We start from the raw sequence: 18,229 nt of genomic DNA, 5'->3' as shown, positions 1-18,229 counted from the left end.
GGAAACCGCCGGGTCCATGGACCGGCGAGGGCTCGGGGTCAGTGCCCGTGGCCGTGCCCGTGACCGCTCGGGGCCTGGGTCGGGTCGTGAGCGGGCAGCAGGAACGTCGGCACGAGCAGGGCGAGGAGCCCGACGGCCACGGCGAGGAACGCGTCCTGGCTGCCGGCAGTGATGCCCGCGCGGGTGGTGAGGTCGCCGGCGACCGCCGTCAGGGCGGCCACGCCGAGGGCAGCACCGATCTCGTGGCCCGTCATCAGCAGGCCCGATGCAAGACCGGACTGCTCGGACGCGACGTCGCTCATCGCCGCAACGGAGATGGCGACGAACATCGGACCGACGCCGAGGCCGAGCAGCGCGAAGCCAGGCAGCACGTCGCTCAGGTAGGAGGGGTCAGAGTCGACGAACGACAGCACCAGCGCGCCGGCGGTGGCGATCAGCAGCCCAACCGTGATGAGCTTCTTCGCGCCCAGGTGCGGCAGAGCCTTCGATGCGACGGCGGCGCTGAGGGTGATGAAGGCAGCCAGCGGCAGGAACTGCAGGCCGGTGACGAGAGCGGATGAGCCCAGCACCTGCTGCAGGTACAGCGAGCTGAGGAAGATGGCACCGACGACGGCTCCGGTGACGCCCGCCATCACGGTGGATGCCGAGACCAGGGACCGGATGCGCCACGTGCTGGGCGGGACGATGGGGCTGTCGACCTTGCGCTCGTTGAGGATGAACCCGGTCAGCAGCATCGTGGCCAGGCCCACCGCGACGAGCGTGTGGGGTGCCGTCCAGCCGTGGCTGGTGGTGGACTCCACGGCGTACACGAGGGTGAGCAGGCCCGTCACCAGGAGCGCTGCCCCGGACAGATCGAGCTGGCGGCGGCCCGCGGCGCGGGTGGGCGCGAAGCGGACCTTGGCCAGGACGCCGGCGGCGACCGCGACACCGATGGGGACGTTGATGAAGAACACGGCGCGCCAGTCGAAGGCGGTCGTCAGGATGCCGCCGAACAGCACGCCGGCGGCGATGCCCATGCTGGCGACGGTGCCCCACATGGCGAGGGCGGTGGCCCGCTGGCGACCGGAGTAGGTGGCCATCACGATGGACATGGCGGCCGGGGTGAGCAGGGCTGCGCCGGCACCCTGGGCACCGCGGGCTGCGATGAGGGTCAGTGCGGTGTCGGCGAAGCCCGCGGTGAGGGAGCCCGCGGTGAACAGGGTGAGGCCGCTGAGGAACACCCGGCGTCGGTCGAAGAGGTCGGCGACGCGTCCGCCGAGCAGGAGGAACCCGCCGCTGAGAAGCACGTAGGCGCTGATCAGCCACTGGTAGTTGGTCGAGGACAGGCGCAAATCGGTCGCGATGCTGGGGAGGGCGACGTTCACGACGCTGACGTCGAGCACGACCATGACCTGGGCGGCCAGCATGAGCGCGAGCACCGTCCAGGGACGCCGCACGGCTGGTACGTCGTGGTCCGGGGCGTCGTGGTGTGGGTGGCTGTGGTGCCCGTGGTGCTTTGCGTGCTCGTCGGGCGGCGAGGCCGTCGTGGAGTGGTGCGAGTGGCTCATGGCGTTCTCCTCGGAAAGGTGATGCCGGCTCCGTGATGCCGGGTGACCCGAGCGTCCGTCCGGAGGCGGTTGGCTCGCGCCGGGACTTCTGCCGGGTTGCCTGCCGGTTCGTGCGAAGGCATCGACTCCGGTAGTCGGGGCCTCACGCGAGCTGACAGCCCAGTGAGGAGGGTCAGTCGTCGTGGACCGCGGAACGCCCGGTCGCGCAATCCCGGCGATCTCCCCGGTGCGACGCAAGGCACCTCGCCGCGACCGTGGACGAAGACGACCCACGACCGAGGTGACAGCCATGACCACCAGTACGACCCCTCCCGCCATCCCTCCCGCCATCCCTCCCGCCATCCCTCCCGCCGCCCCTCCCGCCGCCATCGCAAGCGCCATTTCGAGCACTCGGCCGGGCGGGCCCAGCCGGTCCCGCCGGGGGCTCGCCCTGGCGTTGCTGGTCTCCGCCCAGTTCGTGGTCATGCTCGACACGTCGATCGTCAACGTGGCGCTGCCCTCGATCCAGGCATCGCTCTCGCTGAGTGGGAGCAGCGTGAGCTGGGTGGTGAACGCCTACGTGCTCACCTTCGGCGGGCTTCTCCTGCTCTGCGGGCGCGTCGCCGACCAGGTCGGCAGGCGCCGCATGTTCACCATCGGTTCGGTCCTGTTCACCGTGGGCACACTCGCCGCAGCGACGGCCGCCGGCGAGTGGATGCTCATCGCCGGCAGGATCGTGCAGGGTGCCGGGGCAGCGTGTCTGAGCCCGGCCTCGATGGCGCTGCTCCTCGTCACCTTTCCGGGGGAGCACCGGGCACGGGCGATGGGTCTGTGGGGCGCCGCGTCGGCGCTGGGTGGCGCCACTGGTGTCGCCGCTGGCGGACTCCTGGCGGGCACGTTCGGCTGGCCCTCGGTCTTCCTGGTCACCGTCCCGGTGTCCTTGCTCGCCGTCGTCGTGGCTGGGCGTGTCCTCGACGACAGCAAGCCGCGCGCGAGACACCACTTCGACCTGCGCGGAGCCGTGAGCATCACCGCAGCAGTCGTCGCGCTTGTCGACGGGGCGCTCAGCCTCGCATCGGGCAACTGGACGGACTTCGTCATCGTCGGAGTGCTGGTCCCCGTCGCGCTCGCGGCCGTGTTCATCCATGCCGAGCGCCGCGCACCCGAACCTTTGGTGCCCCTCGACCTGTTCAGCTCCCCGATGCTGAGGATCGGCGTCGCCCTTGCAGTCCTGGGCGGAGCTGCCCGAGCCTCCACATTCGTGCTCGTCGCGCTCTACCTCCAGCAGGCGCTCGCCATGTCTCCTGAAGCCGGTGGACTGGCGATGGTGCCAACGTCCCTGACCGGTTTCGTCGTCTCGCTCGTCCTCCTGCCTCGCGTCCTGCGCAGGTTCGGTGCCCGCCGCAGCCTCGTCTCCGGCCTCCTGGTCCTGGCGGGCGGACATCTGTGGCTTGCCTGCGCGCCCGTGGGAGACGGCTACCTGGTGGGCGTGCTCCCGGGACTCCTCCTGGTCGCCACCGGGGTCGCGCTCAGCTTCACTCCCACCACCATGGTCATCGCCTCGGCCGTCCCTGACACTCATGCCGGCCTGGCCTCCGGGTTGGCCAGCAGCGCAACCCAGGTCGGCGCCGCACTCGGCACCGCCGCGTTCACGGCCATCGCTCTGCGGGACTCCGGCTCGGGTTTCCCCACCGCGTTCGTGGCTGCTGCGACTGTCGCGCTCTTCACTGCGCTGCTCGGCAGGATCGCAGGCCGGAGTCGGCACTAAGGTCGCCTGTTGCGAGGCCAGCCGGATCATGGCACCAACACGGCGGGGAAAAAGCTGCATGGCAGTCCCGCGGGCCCCAGATCTGCTGCTGATCGCGCAGTCGGAAAGGTGACCCGTTCCGCCGCCTTGCGGCGCACTCAGACATGGATCTGCGCTGCCCGCGTGCTGACATGTCCCAGGTCCCGTACGGAAACGGCACCTCGTGCGAGTCTTGGCGGATGGAGACTGTTGGGTCCGCGGGGGAAGTCGCGATTCGGATCGGCGACGCAGAACGCGACCGGTGCTTGAGTGTCTTGAACGAGCATCACGTCCACGGCCGCCTCTCACTGGAAGAGCTCGACCGACGGCAGCAACTCGCATTGTCGGCCGTCACCGCCGACGACTTGGCGGCCCTCGTCGAGGACCTTCCGTCGACGAATGGTGGACGAACGGGCGGCGTCGCTGAAACGTGGCGGTCGCTGCCCCCCGATGTCCGGGCGGGCCGCTTGGCGCGCTGGGCGGCCGCGCCCGCCTCGCTGATCGCTGGCGGCGTCCTGGTCGCTTCGGCGGCGAACTACAGCGACGAGCGGAACTTCGCCGTCGGCTTCATCGCTGCCGGGCTCGGGTACACGGCACACCTGGTGACCTCGAGGCTCTCCCGCCGCCGTCGCTGAGTCCTTGCCGCAGCGCGTGGCCTGTTCTGGCGCCCGAGCCGCCGACGCCGAGCCCGCGATCCCGGTGGTTGCCGAGCCTCGTCACGCGGGAGGAGACTGGTCGGTGCGGTCGAGGGGTGCCCGACCGCAGGGAGGGCCGCCGTGGTCGAACCTGCACCGTTCCCGGACCGGGGAGCCGTCAGCGCCGCGGAGCACGAGCGGCTCCGCCGGGACTACGACGCCCTGGCTGACCAGTTCGGCGCCACGTCCGAGGTGCTCGAGGCCATGGGCCGGTCGACCGCAGATCCGGACGCGGTGCTCACCGCCATCGTCGAGAACGCGCGCCGGCTGTGCCGGTCGGAGGCCGCGCACCTCTACCTGTTGGAGGGCGACACGTTCCGCCTCACAGCGACGGTCGGGCTGTCCGAGGCGTCCCGACAGGTGCTGACCGAGCACCCGATCACGCTGGACCGGCAGGCGCTCATCGGACGCGTCGGCCTGGAGCGGAGGACGCTCCAGATCCCCGACGTGCTGGCCGACCCGGACTTCGGACGCCACGACCTGCAGCGATCGGCGGGCTTCCGCACCGTGGTCGCTGCTCCCCTGATCGTCGACGACGCGGTCGTCGGCGCTCTCAACGTCTGGCGCAACGAGGTCAGGCCGTTCGACGACCGTGAGATCGGCATCGTCAGCGCGTTCGCCGTCCAGGCGGCCATTGCCGTCAACGGCGTCGGGCTGGTCCAGCAGCTCGAGACGCGGGGAGCGGAGCTGGCCCGCAAGGTCGACGAGCTGGAGGCGCTCCGCGCGGTCGGCGAGGCGGTCAGCTCCACCCTCGACCTCCAGGACGTCCTCGACACGATCGCCGAGCACGCGGTCGCCCTGTCCGGCACCGACGGCGGTTCGATCATGGAGTACGCCGAGCGCGACCGCCGGTTCGTCGTGCGCAGCGTCTACCGCACGGCTCCCGAGGTCGTCGAGCAGCTGCGAGACGTGCGGATCGACCTCGACACGACGGTCGTCGGCAGAGCGGCGCTGGAGCGGCGCCCGATCGTCGTCCCCGACCTCGCTGGCGTCGAGCCCGACCCGCACCTGGAGATCCTGCGCAGCGCCGGATGGTCCTCGCTCGTCGCCGTCCCGCTGCTTCGCGAGGACACGATCGTCGGTTCGCTGATCGTGCGGCGCAAGCGCACCGGGGACTTCTCCCCGGAGGTCGTCGACCTCCTGGAGACCTTCGCCAGCCAGTCGGCGCTGGCGTTGCTGAACGCCCAGCTCTTCCGGGAGCTGAAGGACCAGAGCCTGGCCCTGGAGCTGGCCAGCCGGCACAAGTCGGAGTTCCTGGCGAGCATGTCGCACGAGCTGCGCACCCCGCTGAACGCGGTGCTCGGCTTCTCGGAGGTGTTGCTCGAGCGCATGTTCGGCGACATCAACGAACGGCAGGAGGAGTACCTGCGAGACATCCACGGCTCCGGGAAGCACCTGCTCGAGCTGCTGAACGAGATCCTCGACCTCTCGAAGGTCGAAGCCGGGCGGATGGAGATCGACTACTCCGAGTTCGACCTGCGCGTGCTCCTCCAGGAGGCGGTGGCCATGCTCCGCGCGCGGGCGACCGCGCACGGCATCGACCTCAGTGTCGACGTCGAGCCGGGCCTGGTCCAGGCGTACTCCGACCAGCTGCGGCTCAAGCAGGTCGTGCTCAATCTCGTGACGAACGCCGTCAAGTTCACCGGCGACGGCGGCTCGGTGGTGGTGCGCGCACGTCGTACGCCGGTCGACATCGAGGTCACGGTGACCGACACCGGCGTCGGCGTCCCGGAGGCGGACCGTGAGCGCATCTTCGAGTCCTTCCAGCAGGGCGGGCGGGGTGCGTCACGCGAGGAGGGCACGGGACTCGGGCTGACGCTGTCGCGCCGCCTCGTCGAGCTGCTCGGCGGCCGGATGTGGGTGGAGAGCGAGGTGGGCGTCGGCAGCACCTTCGGCTTCACGCTCCCGTCGCGCACCAGCGACGGGGCCGGTCCGACCTCCACCCCTGGGACGTACGACGTCGTGGTGATCGAGGACGACCGGCCCTCGCTCGACCTCTTCACGGCCTTCCTCGACGGCGCCTCGGTGCGGGTCACCACCGCGCGCGACGGGCCGGCCGGTCTCGAGGCCGTGCGCCAGATCCGGCCGAGCGCGGTGCTGCTCGACATCAGGCTGCCGGGCATGGACGGCTGGTCGGTGCTGACCACCCTCAAGCAGGACCCCGAGACCTGCGACATCCCCGTGATCGTGGTGTCGATCGTGGACGAGCAGCAACGCGGCGCCGCGCTGGGGGCCGCGGCCTACCTCGTGAAGCCGGTGGGACGCGGCGCACTCCTCGACGCCCTTGCCCGGGTCGTGCCCTCCGTCCACACGGGCGCGGCAGGAGAGGACTGACGCCGTGTGGCGGTTGCTCGAACCCCTGCGGGCCGAGGACCGGGAGGCGTTCCTCGCCCTTGCCCACCGCCGCACGTTCGCGCGTGACGAGGTCCTGTGCCACCAGGGCGACCCGGCGGACTCGCTCCACCTGGTCGAGCGCGGCCACCTGGCCGTGGGCGGCACCTTGGCCTCGGGCGCCACGGCGACCTTCACCGTCCTCTCACCGGGGGACTACTTCGGCGAGCTCGCGCTGCTGCGCGCCGACCGACGTCGTACGGCGACGGTGACGGCGTTGGAGCCGAGCCGGACACTCGCGGTGGCGGGTACGGCCTTCGACCGGCTCTGCACGCACAACCCGGGCATCGAGAGGGTCGTGTCCATGCTCCTGGCCGACCGGATCGACCTCCTCAGCCGGCGGCTCCTCGAGACCATGTACGAGAGCCTGGACCGCCGGGTCTGCCGCCGTCTCGTGGACCTCGCCGATGCCTACGGTGGGGTTGACGGGGCCGTCGTGATCCCGCTCAGCCAGGCCCAGCTCGCCGACCTGGTGGGTGCCACGCGGCCGCCCGTCAACCAGGTCCTGCAGCGGCTCGCGGACCGCGACGTGGTCCGGCTGAGTCGCTCCCGGATCGAGGTCCTGGACCCGGCGGAGCTGCGTCGACGCAGTCTCGAGGACTGACGGAGTGTCTCCGGGCGAACAGAACTTTCCTTCGTAGCGGCTCAGGATCGGGTTCATCACACAGATCCCAGCGAAGGAGCCCGAGATGTTTTCCCACGATTCCGAAGCCCAAGCCATCTGCCGAGCCGTCATCACCGACCGCCTCCGCGAGGCAGAGCACCGGCGCCTCGTCCGTGAGATCAGGCGGACCGACCTCCCCGACACCACCGGCGCCGCGACGGCGTCCACCCACCGGCGCTCCCGTCTCCTGGAGCTCGTCCACCTCTCGCACTCGTACGGCTGACCGGACGGAGCCGACCATGTCCACCCAGTCCGCCACCCAGGCCGACGTCCTCCACGAGGCGCTGCGTCAGGAGCTGCTGCGTCTGGCCCGGCACGAGGACGACGCCGCCAGCCGGGAGGCGGCACGCGTGCACTACTGGGAGCCCGTTCCCGTCACCGTGGTCGTCCACCGACAGTGTGCCGCCGCCCTGCGTGCCGCCGCCGACGAGCTCCTTCCGCACTGATCGCCGGCCACAGTGCGTTGCGCGGCGATCACGGCTCGTCTCAGGCCGTGATCGCGGCCTGCGTGCCGCCGGTCAGCAGCTCGTCGCGGAGCGCGACGAGGCGGCTCACCTCGGCGAGGAAGCGGCCGGTGCTCTCGCCGACGGCGAGGTCGTCGAAGTAGTGGTGCCGCATGGCGACGCGGGCGAGGTGGTGCTCGTCGTGCTCGAGCCGGTCGCCGAGCAGCGCGGCGAGCTCGGGCACGTCGTCGGGTCCGACGACGTCGGCGCAGCGGCTGACGGGTGCCTGGTGGTGCAGCGCCTCGAGGTCGCCGTGGGGATCGGTGAGCAGGATCGGCTTGTCGGTGTGCAGGTAGAGCCAGTCCAGACCCACCGAGGACACGTCGGTGACCATCGCGTCGCAGCCGGGCATCACGGCGAGGATGTCACCGGTGAGCACCTGGGTGTGCCCGGCGGTCGGGTCGAGCCGCCCGGCCTCGTCGATGAGTCGCATGATCGCCAGGTGCGCGTCGGCGATCGCGGGGGTGAGGCTCGTCGTGACCTTCGGGTGCGGCTTGTAGACCAGGCGGACCTCGGGCACCTCGAGGATCGCGCGGACGATCGACTCGCCGAGCGAGTCGACCGACGTGTAGTCGTTGTAGTCGGCGTCGCCCTCCCAGGTGGGGGCGTACATCACGGTGCGTCGCGTGCTGGGCGCCAGCAGCGGCGTGCGGGGGAGGTCGAGCTGCGGTCGGCCGACGCGGACCAGCCGGGAGGCGTCGAAGTCGAGCAGCCCGGTCAGGTAGCGCTGGACCGCGGCGTCGCCGGCGACGAACACGCGGTCGTAGGCCTTGGCGTTGTTGCTGGCCATGGACTGCTTGTCGCTCTCGCCGTGGTTCACGTGAACGTGGAGCATCCGGCTGTCGAGCAGCGACTCGAAGTTGAGCACCGAGTTGTTGCAGTAGAGGACGACCTTCGCGTCGAGCTCGGCATAGAGCTCGGTCAGCTCGGGGAACGTCGGTGCGGTGAGGACGGTCAGGTCGGTGCGCGACCCGATCAGCCGGGCCGAGTCGGGGTCGCGCAGGACGAGGCCGACCGGGTGGACCCGGTCGAGCACCTCGAGGACCTCGAGCCACTGGGCCAGCTGGTAGGTCCTCGTCGGGTCGCCCGCGAAGTAGGCGATCACGCACACGTCGTTCACGACGAAATCCTACTCGCGACCGCGCAGGGGAGGGGCCGTTGTCCCACAGGACGCAGGAGGGCCCGGCGCACGGCGCCGGGCCCTCCTGGAGCTGGAATCTCGCGTCACACCTACTGCGGTCGGTAGGGCACGCCGTCCGCGGCCGGCGGCCGGGAGCGGCCCACCAGGCCGGCCACGGCGAAGATCGTCACGACGTAGGGCAGCATGAGCATGAACTGGCTCGGAACGGGCGACCCGATGACCGAGAGGACGCCCTGCAGGTTGGAGGCGAAGCCGAACAACAGCGCGGCCAGGGTCGCCCGGATCGGGTCCCACTTGCCGAAGATGACCGCCGCGAGAGCGATGTAGCCAGCGCCACCGGTCATCTCGCGGTTGAACTGCGGCACCGAGACCAGGGTGTAGAAGGCCCCGCCGAGGCCGGCGACCGCTCCCGCGATGAGGATCGTGCGGTAGCGAGTGCGGTTGACCTTGATGCCGACGGTGTCGGCGGCCATCGGGTGCTCGCCGACCGCTCGGACGCGCAGGCCCCAGCGGGTGCGGTAGAGGGCGAAGGTGACCACCGCGACCGCGATGTAGAGCACGTAGACCACCGGGGTCTGGCGGAAGAGGATCGGGCCGATCAGGGGGATGTCTCCCAGCACCGGGATCGGCACCACCTTGAAGCGGGCGGACGTGTTGAGGTCGGCGGCGTTGGGGGCCAGCACCTGGCTGAACAGGAAGCTCGTGATGCCGATGACGAGCACGTTGAGCACCACGCCGACGATGATCTGGTCGACGAAGTAGCTGATCGCGAAGAGGCCGAGGATCAGGGCGACGAGCGCGCCGGCGATCGAGGCGGCGAGCAGCCCGGGCCAGGGCGACCCGGTCATCGAGCTGACCACCGCGGCGGCGAAGGCGCCGAAGAGCAGCTGGCCGTCGATCGCGATGTTGACCACGCCGGCCCGCTCGCCGAGCACGCCGCCGAGGGCGCCGAAGACGAGGGGGACGGCGAGGGCCAGCGAGCCTGCCAGGAGGCCGACCACCGGCAGGGTCTCGCCGACGGCGGCCCAGACCAGGAACCCGGTCATCCAGGCGATGGCGTAGATCGCGACCAGCCACATCGGGGTGCGCTTCTTCGCGAGGTAGCGGCGCACGGACTCGCCCGTGAGCAGGGCGCACACGATGGTCAGAGCCCAGGCGGTCGGCATGGTCGGCAGCGTCAGGTCGGGCAGCTGGAAGAAATCGGTCTCGCGAGCGAGGCGGAGCGTGGTCTCGCCGGACTCCGGTTGGAACAGGAGTATCAGCGCGAGGCCGACGGTCAGGACGCCGAGCACCACGGGCGTCTTGCGGGAGACGAGGGTGACGACCTCGCCGGTCGGTGCCGCCGGACCGGGCGACGCGCCGGTCGAGGTCGGGTCGGTCAGGGTGCTCACTTGGCCTCCTTGGCCGGCAGCCGGAAGATCGCCCGCACCAGCGGGGGTGCGGCGATGAAGAGGACGATCAGGGACTGGACGACCAGCACGATGTCGACGGGGATGCCCTCGGCCGCCTGCATCGAGAAGCCGCCCGCCTTGAAGGCACCGAACAGCAGACCGGCGGCGAGGATGCCCAGCGGTCGCGACCGACCGAGCAGGGCCACCGTGATGGCGTCGAAGCCGATGCTGGCGTCGAGGTCGAGGGTGACGCCGTCCGGCACGGTGCCGAGCACCTGGTTGACACCGGCGAGGCCGACGAGTGCCCCGGCGAGGAGCATCACCGTGACCCACGTCCGACCGACGTCGATGCCGGCCGAGCGGGCGGCGTTGGGGTTCTCACCGACGGCACGGATGCGGTAGCCGAGGGCCGAGCGGTTGAGCAGCCACCAGACGTAGGCCACCGCGACCAGGGCGAGCACGAAGCCGAGGTGCAGGTTGAAGCGGTCCCCGAGGATGTCGGGCAGGACCGCCGACTCCTTCATCGGCAGCGACTTGGGGTTGGCCGAGCCGGGCGCCTGCAGGAGCCCCTCCTTGGAGAGGGCGTAGAAGAGCAGGTAGTAGGCGACGTAGTTGAGCATGATCGTGACGATCACCTCGTGGGCGCCGGTGCGGGCCTTGAGGAGGCCGGCGATGCCCGCCCAGAGGGCGCCGACCACCATGCCGACGAGGATCGCCAGCGGGAGGTGGATGAAGGTCGGCAGGTCGAAGTTGAAGCCGACGTAGCCGGCAGCTCCGCCGGCGAGCAGCATCTGCCCGCGACCACCGATGTTGAACAGGCCGGCGCGGAAGCCCAGGCCCACGCCGAGCCCGGCGACGATGAGGGGGGCGGCGAACTTCAGGGTCTCGGTCAGCGGCCGGATCTGGGTGGAGAAGTCGCTGACGAGGTTGTTGTAGACGGCGCCGCGGAAGAGCGCGGTGTAGGCGCCCCACACGGCGTCCCACACGGCGGAGAGGAAGTCGCCCGGCCGGGCGAAGAGGTAGCCAGCGGACTCGCGCACCGCGTCGTCGGTCGCGGCGACCATGATCGAGCCGACCAGCACAGCCAGCACGACGGCAAGCACGCCGGCGAAGACGTCCCCGGCGACGATCTGCCGCATCACGGAATGGCCCTTGCCGGGCTCCGGCGCGTCGGGCTTGTCGGCGTCCTTCTCCGAGGGGGCCGGGGCCTGGTCGTTGGTCACTGCGTCGTTCACGCCACGTCTCCCTCGAGGTCCTTCGGCCGCTCGCCGGTCATCATCAGGCCCAGCTGCTCGCGCGGGGTGTCGCCGGGGACGATGCCCACGACCCGACCGCGGTAGAGGACCATGATCCGGTCGGCGAGCGCGACCACCTCGTCGAGCTCGGTCGAGACCACCAGGACGGGTACGCCGCTGTCGCGCGTCGCGACCACCTGCTTGTGGATGAACTCGATGGAGCCCACGTCCACGCCGCGGGTGGGCTGCGCGGCGACGAGCAGGCGCAGGTCGCGCGAGAGCTCACGGGCCACGACGACCTTCTGCTGGTTGCCGCCGGAGAGGTTGCCACATGCGGTGTCGATGTCGCGCGCGCGGACGTCGTACTGCTGCAGCTTCTCCTCGGCGAAGGCGCGCAGCTTGTCGATCTGCAGCGACCCCCGGCGCACGAAGGGCGGGGCGAAGCTGCGGTTGAGCATGAGGTTCTCGGCGATGGTCATGTTGCCGACGAGGCCGTCCTCCTGGCGGTCCTCGGGGATGAAGCCGACGCCGGCGTCGAGCACCTGGCGCACGGACCTGCCGAGCAGCTCCTTGCCGTCGAGGCGCACGGAGCCGGTCACATGCTCCTGCAAGCCGAGGATTGCCTCGGTGAGCTCGGTCTGTCCGTTGCCCTGCACGCCGGCGACGGCGAGGACCTCACCGGCCCGGATGGAGAAGGTGATGCCGTCGACCTGGACGTGGCCCGTGGCGTTGACGACGCGCAGGTCCTTCACGGCGAACACCTCCTCGCCGAGCTTCGGCGGGTCCTTGTGGACCACCAGCTCGACGGGCCGGCCGACCATCATGGCGGCGAGCTCGGCGTTGGACGCCGTGGGCTCGGCCTCGCCGACGACCTTGCCGAGGCGGATCACGGTGATCTTGTCCGCGACGGCACGGACCTCACGCAGCTTGTGGGTGATGAAGACGATGGCCTTCCCGGCCTCGCGGAGCTGGCGCATGATCTCCATCAGCTCGTCGGTCTCCTGGGGGGTCAGCACCGCGGTGGGCTCGTCGAAGACGAGCAGCTCGGCGTCGCGGGAGAGCGCCTTGATGATCTCCACCCGCTGCTGGACGCCGACGGGCAGGTCCTCGACGAGCGCGTCGGGGTCGACGTGGAAGCCGAAGCGCTCGGAGATCTCGGTCACGCGGGCGCGGGAGGCGTCGAGGTCGAGGGTGCCGGCGAAGCCGGTGGACTCGTTGCCGAGCATGACGTTCTCGGCGACGCTGAAGACGGGGATGAGCATGAAGTGCTGGTGGACCATACCGATGCCGGCCGCCATCGCGTCGCCGGGTCCGGTGAAGTGCTGCACCTCGTCGTCGAGCAGGATCTCGCCCTCATCGGCGCGGTAGAGGCCGTAGAGGACGTTCATCAGGGTCGACTTGCCAGCGCCGTTCTCACCGAGGAGTGCGTGGATCTCGCCGGGTTCGACGGTCAGGGAGATCCTGTCGTTGGCCACCAAGCTGCCGAAGCGCTTGGTGATGCCACGGAGCTCGAGCTTCATGGGATCGCATCCTATGCAGGTGCCAGGGGCGGGGGAGGGTCGGGCAAGAGCGAGGGGAGGCCGACTCGCGTCGACCTCCCCCCGTCTGGTGGAGCTGCTTACTGGTTGAGGTACGAGGTGACCTCGATGGAGCCGTCGATGATGCCGGCCTTGACCTCGTCGAGCTCGCCCTGGAGCGAGTCGGACACCTTGCTCTCCCAGTTGTGGAAGGGGGCGACGCCGACGCCGTCGTTCTCCAGCGTGCCGACGTAGGGCGTGAAGTCGAAGTTGTCCTCACCGGCGGCCATGATCGCCTCGTAGGTGGACACCTTCATGTTCTTCAGGATGGAGGTCATGACGACCTCCTGCGTGTTGGGGTCGGTCTCGAAGAGGTCGGCGTCCACGCCGACCATCGCGACGTCCTTGCCCGAGTCCTCGATCGCGGTCAGCGCGCCCTGGTAGATCGGGCCGCCGACCGGAAGGATCACGTCGACGTCCTGGTCGAGGATGCGCTTGGCGGTGCTGGTGGCCGCCTCGTTGGCCTCGAAGCCACCGGTGAAGGAACCGTTCTCGCCGTCCCAGCCGACGACCTCGACCTTCTTGCCCTTCTCCTCGTTGTAGTACTCCACGCCCTGCTTGAAGCCGTCCATGAAGATGGTGACGGTCGGGAAGGGCTGGCCACCATAGGTGCCGACCTTGCCGGTCTTCGTGGTGTCGGCAGCGGCGTAGCCGGCAAGGAACGCGGCCTGCGCGGTGTCGTAGAGCAGCGGCTTGATGTTGGGCTGGTCGGCCTCGCCGTCGAAGGTCTGGCCGTCCTCGCCACCGTCCGCGGAGTCGTCGATCAGGACGTACTCGATGTCGGGGTTGGCAGCGGCCGACTCCTTGGTGGCCGCGGCGAGCGCGAAGCCGACGGTGACGATGGCGTCGCAGCCCTGGCTGACCAGGGCCTCCAGGTTCGGGCCGTAGTCGTTCTCGCTGTTGGACTCCACGTCCTTCAGCTCCACGCCGAGCTCGTCGGCGGCCTGCTTGGCGCCCTCGTAGCCGAGCTGGTTGAACGACTTGTCGTCGAAACCACCGGCGTCGGACACGATGCACGGCAGGAAGTCGCTGGCAGCCGCGCTGCTGTCGTCCCCACTCCCGGTGCTGGTCTCCTCCTCGGGCGCGTCGCCGCATGCCGCCAGGGTCGCGGCCGCCAGCAGGGCCACGAGGCCGCTCGAGACGACCTTTCTCGACTTCTTCACAATGCCTCCAAGTTCGTGCCCCCGGAGTGGGGTCGCTTTCCGGGAGCATGATGCCTGCCACCGGGCACCCCGTCACGCGGTTCGCGACTTCTGAAATGCGTTTGAGACCTAAAACCCGCCGGAGATCTTTCGGCGAGACCTGCCAAAGACGGTGGCTCTCCCGTATGCGCCATAGTGTCCGCGTGGAGGACTGGGCGGACGACAGGGCGGACGACACGGTGGCGCACGACTGGGGTCAGGACGACTGGGACCGCCTCCGAGAGCAGGCCGTCGACGTGATGCGTCGGGCCTACGCGCCCTACTCGCACTACCCGGTGGGCGCGGCAGCACGCTCCGATGACGGTCGTTTCGTGGTCGGCTGCAACGTCGAGAACGCGGCGTACGGCGTCGTGCTGTGCGCCGAGTGCGGAGTGGTCTCGCAGCTGCACGCCACGGGTGGCGGCCGGCTCACGCACTTCGTGTGCGTCAACGGCGAGGGCGAGATCATCATGCCGTGCGGCCGGTGCCGCCAGCTGCTCTTCGAGCACGGCGGTCGGGACCTGCTGGTCTGGACCGTCTCGGGCGTCAAGCCCATGTCCGAGGTGCTGCCCGACGCCTTCGGACCCGACGACCTGGCCCACGTGGCCGACGCAGCATCGGAAGGAACCGAGTAGTGGCCGCCCACGACGCCGTCGAGGTCATCCTCGCCAAGCGCGACAAGCACGAGCTCACCGACAGCCAGATCGACTGGGTGATCGACGCCTACACGCGGGGGGACGTCGCGGACGAGCAGATGTCGTCGCTCGCGATGGCGATCCTGCTCAACGGCATGAACCGCCGCGAGATCTCGCGCTGGACCGGCGCGATGATCGCCTCGGGGGAGCGGATGGACTTCTCGGGCCTGTCGCGCCCGACCGCCGACAAGCACTCCACCGGCGGGGTCGGCGACAAGATCACCCTGCCCCTCGCCCCGCTCGTCGCCGCCTGCGGCGTGGCCGTCCCGCAGCTTTCCGGCCGCGGTCTGGGCCACACCGGCGGCACGCTCGACAAGCTGGAGTCGATCCCGGGGTGGCGCGCCGCGCTGAGCAACGAGGAGATGTTCGCGATCCTCGAGGACGTCGGCGCGGTCATCTGTGCGGCCGGCGACGGCCTCGCGCCGGCGGACAAGAAGCTGTACGCCCTGCGCGACGTCACCGGCACCGTCGAGGCGATCCCGCTCATCGCGAGCTCGATCATGAGCAAGAAGATCGCCGAGGGGACCGGTGCCCTGGTGCTCGACGTCAAGGTCGGCAGCGGCGCCTTCATGAAGGACCTCGCCACCGCGCGCGAGCTCGCCGAGACGATGGTGGCACTCGGCACCGACGCGGGCGTGCACACCGTCGCGCTCCTCACCGACATGGCCACCCCGCTCGGTCTCACGGCGGGCAACGCGGTCGAGGTGCAGGAGTCCGTCGACGTGCTGGCCGGCGGTGGCCCCGCCGACGTCGTCGAGCTGACGCTCGCCCTGGCCCGCGAGATGCTCGCCGGAGCCGGTCGCGACGACGTCGACCCGGCCGACAGGCTGGCCGACGGCTCGGCCATGGACGCGTGGAAGCGGATGATCCGCGCGCAGGGCGGCGACCCCGACGCGGCGCTCCCGCAGGCGAAGGAGTCGCACGTCGTCACCGCGCCGACGAGCGGCACCCTCACCCGCCTCGACGCGATGGCGGTCGGCATGGCCGCGTGGCGCCTCGGAGCCGGTCGGGCGCGCAAGGAGGACCCGGTGCAGGCCGGTGCCGGCGTCGTGTGGCACGCCCGCCCCGGCGACCAGGTCACCGAGGGGGCGCCGCTGTTCACGCTGCTCACCGACGAGCCGGAGCGCTTCGAGCGGGCGCTTGCCTCCCTCGAGGGCGGCTGGTCGGTGTCGTCCGCGGAGGGCGACGCCGCCGCGGACGCACGCTGCGAGATCGTCCTCGACCGGATCGGCTGACCCGCTGCACCGCTCTCCCCAAGTCTGACGATGACCGGCCAGTAACAATCGATCCGGTCGGCCCCCTGCCTAGCGTTTCTTTACCTAGGGATCTTGGGGGAGCCCATGCAGACCAACGACGAGCGTGGACCCGGCCGCGCGACGATGTCCACTGCCGTGCTGGCGGCCGTGGTGCTGGTGGCGGGCCTGGCGGTCGGTGCGGGTGCCACCTGGCTGGCCCTCTCACGCGACGACGGCGGGGCCGCGGCCTCCGACGGGTGCGCCGAGTTCCGCAACGTCGACGTCGCGGTCGCCCCGGAGATGTACGGCGTCGTGGTGGCCGCCCTCGCGGACGTCACGCCCGACTGCGTGCAGGTCGCCCCGGCGATGCGCCCGGGGATCGCCGTCGCCCAGGGCGTCTCGATGGGCGGTGAGCTGCCGGACATCTGGATTCCGGAGGCGCACGTCCTCACCACCGAGGCCTACCTCGGCGAGGCCACCCGACCGCGGCTGCTGGTCAGGAGCCTGGCCAACACACCGGTCCTGCTGGTGGGCGGCGACCGAGCCCGCCGGTGGCCGTCCTGGGGTGACGCCGAGGCGTCCGGCCTGGTGTCCACGCCGGACCCCGAATCGTCCGTGGCGGGCGCCCTGGCCCTCACCGCGCCCGGTGTGGAGGCGCGGTCGATCGGTCGCAGCCGCGCGGAGTCCCAGCAGATGCTGGTGCCCTTCGCCCAGGCACAGGGTGCGCGGCGGGTGAACGGTGAGGACGACGCGGTGCAGCCCGCGATGTTCGTCCGGAGGTCTCCGCGCCTGGTGGTCGCCACCGAGCAGGACTTCAGCACGGTGGAGGGCCGCGACGACCTGCGCGACCTCACCCCGGACGTCGGCTCACCGGCACTCGACTTCCCCCTCACGCTCAGTCGGGAGGCGGCCGAGGGATCACGCGCGCTCGCCCGCGCGCTCGGCTCCTACCTCGCCGGCGAGGAGGGGCAGGCGCTGGTCGCCGCCGAGGGGCTCCGCAGCCCTGACGACGTGCGAGGGACGCTGCCGGCGCCGTCCGCGAAGGCGATCGGCGAGGCGGTGCTGTCGTGGCGCTCGCTCAGCGTGCCGTCGGCGATGCTCGCCGTGGTCGATGCGTCGGGGTCGATGGACTTCGACGCCGGCACCGGTTCACGCATGGACCTGCTGGCCGATGCGGCCCGGATCGGTCTGGGCTTCCTGCCCGACCACGCCCGGGTGGGGCTGTGGGTGTTCTCGATCGAGAAGGGAGGACCGGGGCAGGACTGGCGCGAGCTCGAGCCGATCCGGCGCCTCGACGACCTGCGCTTCGGACGCACCCAGCGCTACGCCCTGCGCGAGTGGGCCGCCGAGATGCCCGGCCTGACCGACGGCGGGACCGGTCTGTACGACACGGCGCTGGCGGCCTACCGGGAGGCGCTGCGCAGCTATCGGCCGCAATACTCCAACGCGGTCGTCCTGATGACCGACGGCCAGAACGAGGATCCCGGCTCGATCGGTCTGCAGGCGTTGCTGCAGCGTCTCGAGGAGCTGCGTGATCCTGACCGGCCCGTGCGGATGGTGGGGATCGCCATCAGCGGCGACGCCGACCTCGACGCGCTGCGGCAGATGGCGCGCGTCACCGGGGGCGAGGCCTACCTCGCGGCCCAGCCCGAGGACATCCTGGGGGTGTTCGCCCAGGCGGTGCTCTCGCGGTGACCGACCGGGCCCGCCGTCAGGCCAGGAGCAGCACGACGTGCGCGGCCACGCAGGCCGGCTTGTCGTGGCCCTCGATCTCGACCGTGTGCTCGACGACGAGCTGCTTGCCGGCGGCGAGCTCGCGCACCTCGCCGAAGCGCACGTGCGAGCGCAACCGGCTGTCCACCGGCACCGGGGCGGGGAAGCGCACCTTCTCCAGCCCGTAGTTGAGCCGGGCGCCCGGGGTCTCGAGCCGGAAGACCTGGGAGGCGAAGTGGGGGAGCAGGCTCAGCGTGAGGAACCCGTGGGCGATGGTGGTGCCGAAGGGCCCGGCGCCCGCTGCCTCGACGTCGACGTGGATCCACTGGTGGTCGAGGGTGGCGTCGGCGAAGGCGTCGATCCGGTCCTGGTCGACGACGAGCCACTCGCTGGTGCCGATCTCGGACCCGGCGGCGTCGGCGACCTCGTCGAGGGTGGTGAAGGTGCGCATGCGCACGAACATAGTGCTTGACCATGGCGGGCCCTGATTGGATGT

At 70.7% G+C, this 18,229-nt stretch carries 16 protein-coding genes; 9 read left to right on the top strand and 7 right to left on the bottom strand.

Features of this window, described 5'->3' with window-relative positions; all coding sequences use genetic code 11:
* Nucleotides 1-38: 38 nt before the first annotated feature.
* A complete protein-coding gene (locus Q1B24_RS01145) occupies nucleotides 39-1,547 on the bottom strand; it encodes an MFS transporter (RefSeq protein ID WP_299922316.1) in 1,509 nt (502 codons plus the stop codon).
* Between the two features lie 289 nt (nucleotides 1,548-1,836).
* Between Q1B24_RS01145 and Q1B24_RS01140 the strand changes: the two genes are divergently transcribed.
* The 6 genes from Q1B24_RS01140 to Q1B24_RS01115 all read left to right on the top strand — a co-directional run bounded on the left by Q1B24_RS01140 (nucleotide 1,837) and on the right by Q1B24_RS01115 (nucleotide 7,508).
* Nucleotides 1,837-3,294, top strand: coding sequence for an MFS transporter (locus Q1B24_RS01140; protein ID WP_299922314.1), 1,458 nt, complete (start codon nucleotides 1,837-1,839; stop codon nucleotides 3,292-3,294).
* 170 nt (nucleotides 3,295-3,464) lie between these two features.
* Nucleotides 3,465-3,947 carry a DUF1707 domain-containing protein gene (locus tag Q1B24_RS01135; RefSeq protein WP_299922312.1) on the top strand — a complete coding sequence of 161 codons (483 nt, stop codon included), beginning with the start codon at nucleotides 3,465-3,467 and terminating at the stop codon, nucleotides 3,945-3,947.
* Nucleotides 3,948-4,088: 141 nt separating this feature from the next.
* Nucleotides 4,089-6,341, top strand: a complete 2,253-nt coding sequence (locus tag Q1B24_RS01130) for a GAF domain-containing protein (protein WP_299922310.1) — start codon at nucleotides 4,089-4,091, stop codon at nucleotides 6,339-6,341.
* A gap of 4 nt (nucleotides 6,342-6,345) precedes the next feature.
* A complete protein-coding gene (locus Q1B24_RS01125; RefSeq protein ID WP_299922308.1) occupies nucleotides 6,346-7,002 on the top strand; it encodes a Crp/Fnr family transcriptional regulator in 657 nt (218 codons plus the stop codon).
* An 85-nt stretch (nucleotides 7,003-7,087) separates the two neighbouring features.
* Nucleotides 7,088-7,285, top strand: a complete 198-nt coding sequence (locus Q1B24_RS01120; RefSeq protein WP_299922306.1) for a hypothetical protein — start codon at nucleotides 7,088-7,090, stop codon at nucleotides 7,283-7,285.
* 16 nt (nucleotides 7,286-7,301) lie between these two features.
* On the top strand, nucleotides 7,302-7,508 hold the full coding sequence (locus Q1B24_RS01115) for a hypothetical protein (RefSeq protein ID WP_299922304.1): 207 nt from the start codon (nucleotides 7,302-7,304) through the stop codon (nucleotides 7,506-7,508).
* A 40-nt stretch (nucleotides 7,509-7,548) separates the two neighbouring features.
* On the opposite strand, the gene Q1B24_RS01110 is transcribed toward Q1B24_RS01115, so the two are convergent.
* The 5 genes from Q1B24_RS01110 to Q1B24_RS01090 all read right to left on the bottom strand — a co-directional run bounded on the left by Q1B24_RS01110 (nucleotide 7,549) and on the right by Q1B24_RS01090 (nucleotide 14,072).
* Nucleotides 7,549-8,685, bottom strand: coding sequence for a CDP-glycerol glycerophosphotransferase family protein (locus Q1B24_RS01110; protein ID WP_299922302.1), 1,137 nt, complete (start codon nucleotides 8,683-8,685; stop codon nucleotides 7,549-7,551).
* Nucleotides 8,686-8,795: 110 nt separating this feature from the next.
* The gene (locus tag Q1B24_RS01105; protein ID WP_299922300.1) at nucleotides 8,796-10,097 is read right to left on the bottom strand and encodes an ABC transporter permease; all 1,302 of its coding nucleotides are present in this window, start codon (nucleotides 10,095-10,097) and stop codon (nucleotides 8,796-8,798) included.
* The gene (locus Q1B24_RS01100) at nucleotides 10,094-11,332 is read right to left on the bottom strand and encodes an ABC transporter permease (protein ID WP_299922298.1); all 1,239 of its coding nucleotides are present in this window, start codon (nucleotides 11,330-11,332) and stop codon (nucleotides 10,094-10,096) included. The genes Q1B24_RS01105 and Q1B24_RS01100 overlap by 4 nt, the downstream gene beginning before the upstream one ends.
* Nucleotides 11,329-12,852, bottom strand: coding sequence for an ABC transporter ATP-binding protein (locus tag Q1B24_RS01095; protein ID WP_299922296.1), 1,524 nt, complete (start codon nucleotides 12,850-12,852; stop codon nucleotides 11,329-11,331). The genes Q1B24_RS01100 and Q1B24_RS01095 overlap by 4 nt, the downstream gene beginning before the upstream one ends.
* Before the next feature lie 98 nt (nucleotides 12,853-12,950).
* Complete coding sequence (locus Q1B24_RS01090) at nucleotides 12,951-14,072, bottom strand: BMP family ABC transporter substrate-binding protein (protein ID WP_299922294.1); 1,122 nt, start codon at nucleotides 14,070-14,072, stop codon at nucleotides 12,951-12,953.
* 182 nt (nucleotides 14,073-14,254) lie between these two features.
* Here Q1B24_RS01090 and Q1B24_RS01085 point away from each other — a divergent pair, with 182 nt between their 5' ends.
* From Q1B24_RS01085 to Q1B24_RS01075, 3 genes are all read left to right on the top strand, one after another.
* Nucleotides 14,255-14,725 (top strand): cytidine deaminase, encoded by a 471-nt coding sequence (locus Q1B24_RS01085; protein ID WP_299922292.1) that lies wholly within the window; start codon nucleotides 14,255-14,257, stop codon nucleotides 14,723-14,725.
* Nucleotides 14,725-16,020 carry a thymidine phosphorylase gene (locus Q1B24_RS01080; protein ID WP_299922290.1) on the top strand — a complete coding sequence of 432 codons (1,296 nt, stop codon included), beginning with the start codon at nucleotides 14,725-14,727 and terminating at the stop codon, nucleotides 16,018-16,020. The genes Q1B24_RS01085 and Q1B24_RS01080 overlap by 1 nt, the downstream gene beginning before the upstream one ends.
* Before the next feature lie 105 nt (nucleotides 16,021-16,125).
* Nucleotides 16,126-17,715: a VWA domain-containing protein gene (locus tag Q1B24_RS01075; RefSeq protein WP_299922288.1), complete on the top strand. Its 1,590-nt coding sequence runs from the start codon at nucleotides 16,126-16,128 to the stop codon at nucleotides 17,713-17,715.
* 16 nt (nucleotides 17,716-17,731) lie between these two features.
* On the opposite strand, the gene Q1B24_RS01070 is transcribed toward Q1B24_RS01075, so the two are convergent.
* Entirely contained in the window at nucleotides 17,732-18,184 is a 453-nt protein-coding gene (locus tag Q1B24_RS01070) for a MaoC family dehydratase (protein WP_299922286.1), read from the bottom strand.
* Nucleotides 18,185-18,229: the final 45 nt, after the last annotated feature.

The organism is uncultured Nocardioides sp., from assembly GCF_947488025.1.
Lineage (GTDB): Bacteria > Actinomycetota > Actinomycetes > Propionibacteriales > Nocardioidaceae > Nocardioides.
This window is presented reverse-complemented; position numbering and strand designations above follow the sequence as displayed.

Coding starts and splice junctions, on each gene's coding strand:
- Q1B24_RS01145 (WP_299922316.1), bottom strand. CDS start 1,547: ATGAGCCACTCGCACCACTCCACGACGGCCTCGCCGCCCGACGAGCAC.
- Q1B24_RS01140 (WP_299922314.1), top strand. CDS start 1,837: ATGACCACCAGTACGACCCCTCCCGCCATCCCTCCCGCCATCCCTCCC.
- Q1B24_RS01135 (WP_299922312.1), top strand. CDS start 3,465: ATGTCCCAGGTCCCGTACGGAAACGGCACCTCGTGCGAGTCTTGGCGG.
- Q1B24_RS01120 (WP_299922306.1), top strand. CDS start 7,088: ATGTTTTCCCACGATTCCGAAGCCCAAGCCATCTGCCGAGCCGTCATC.
- Q1B24_RS01115 (WP_299922304.1), top strand. CDS start 7,302: ATGTCCACCCAGTCCGCCACCCAGGCCGACGTCCTCCACGAGGCGCTG.
- Q1B24_RS01095 (WP_299922296.1), bottom strand. CDS start 12,852: ATGAAGCTCGAGCTCCGTGGCATCACCAAGCGCTTCGGCAGCTTGGTG.
- Q1B24_RS01075 (WP_299922288.1), top strand. CDS start 16,126: ATGCAGACCAACGACGAGCGTGGACCCGGCCGCGCGACGATGTCCACT.
- Q1B24_RS01070 (WP_299922286.1), bottom strand. CDS start 18,184: ATGCGCACCTTCACCACCCTCGACGAGGTCGCCGACGCCGCCGGGTCC.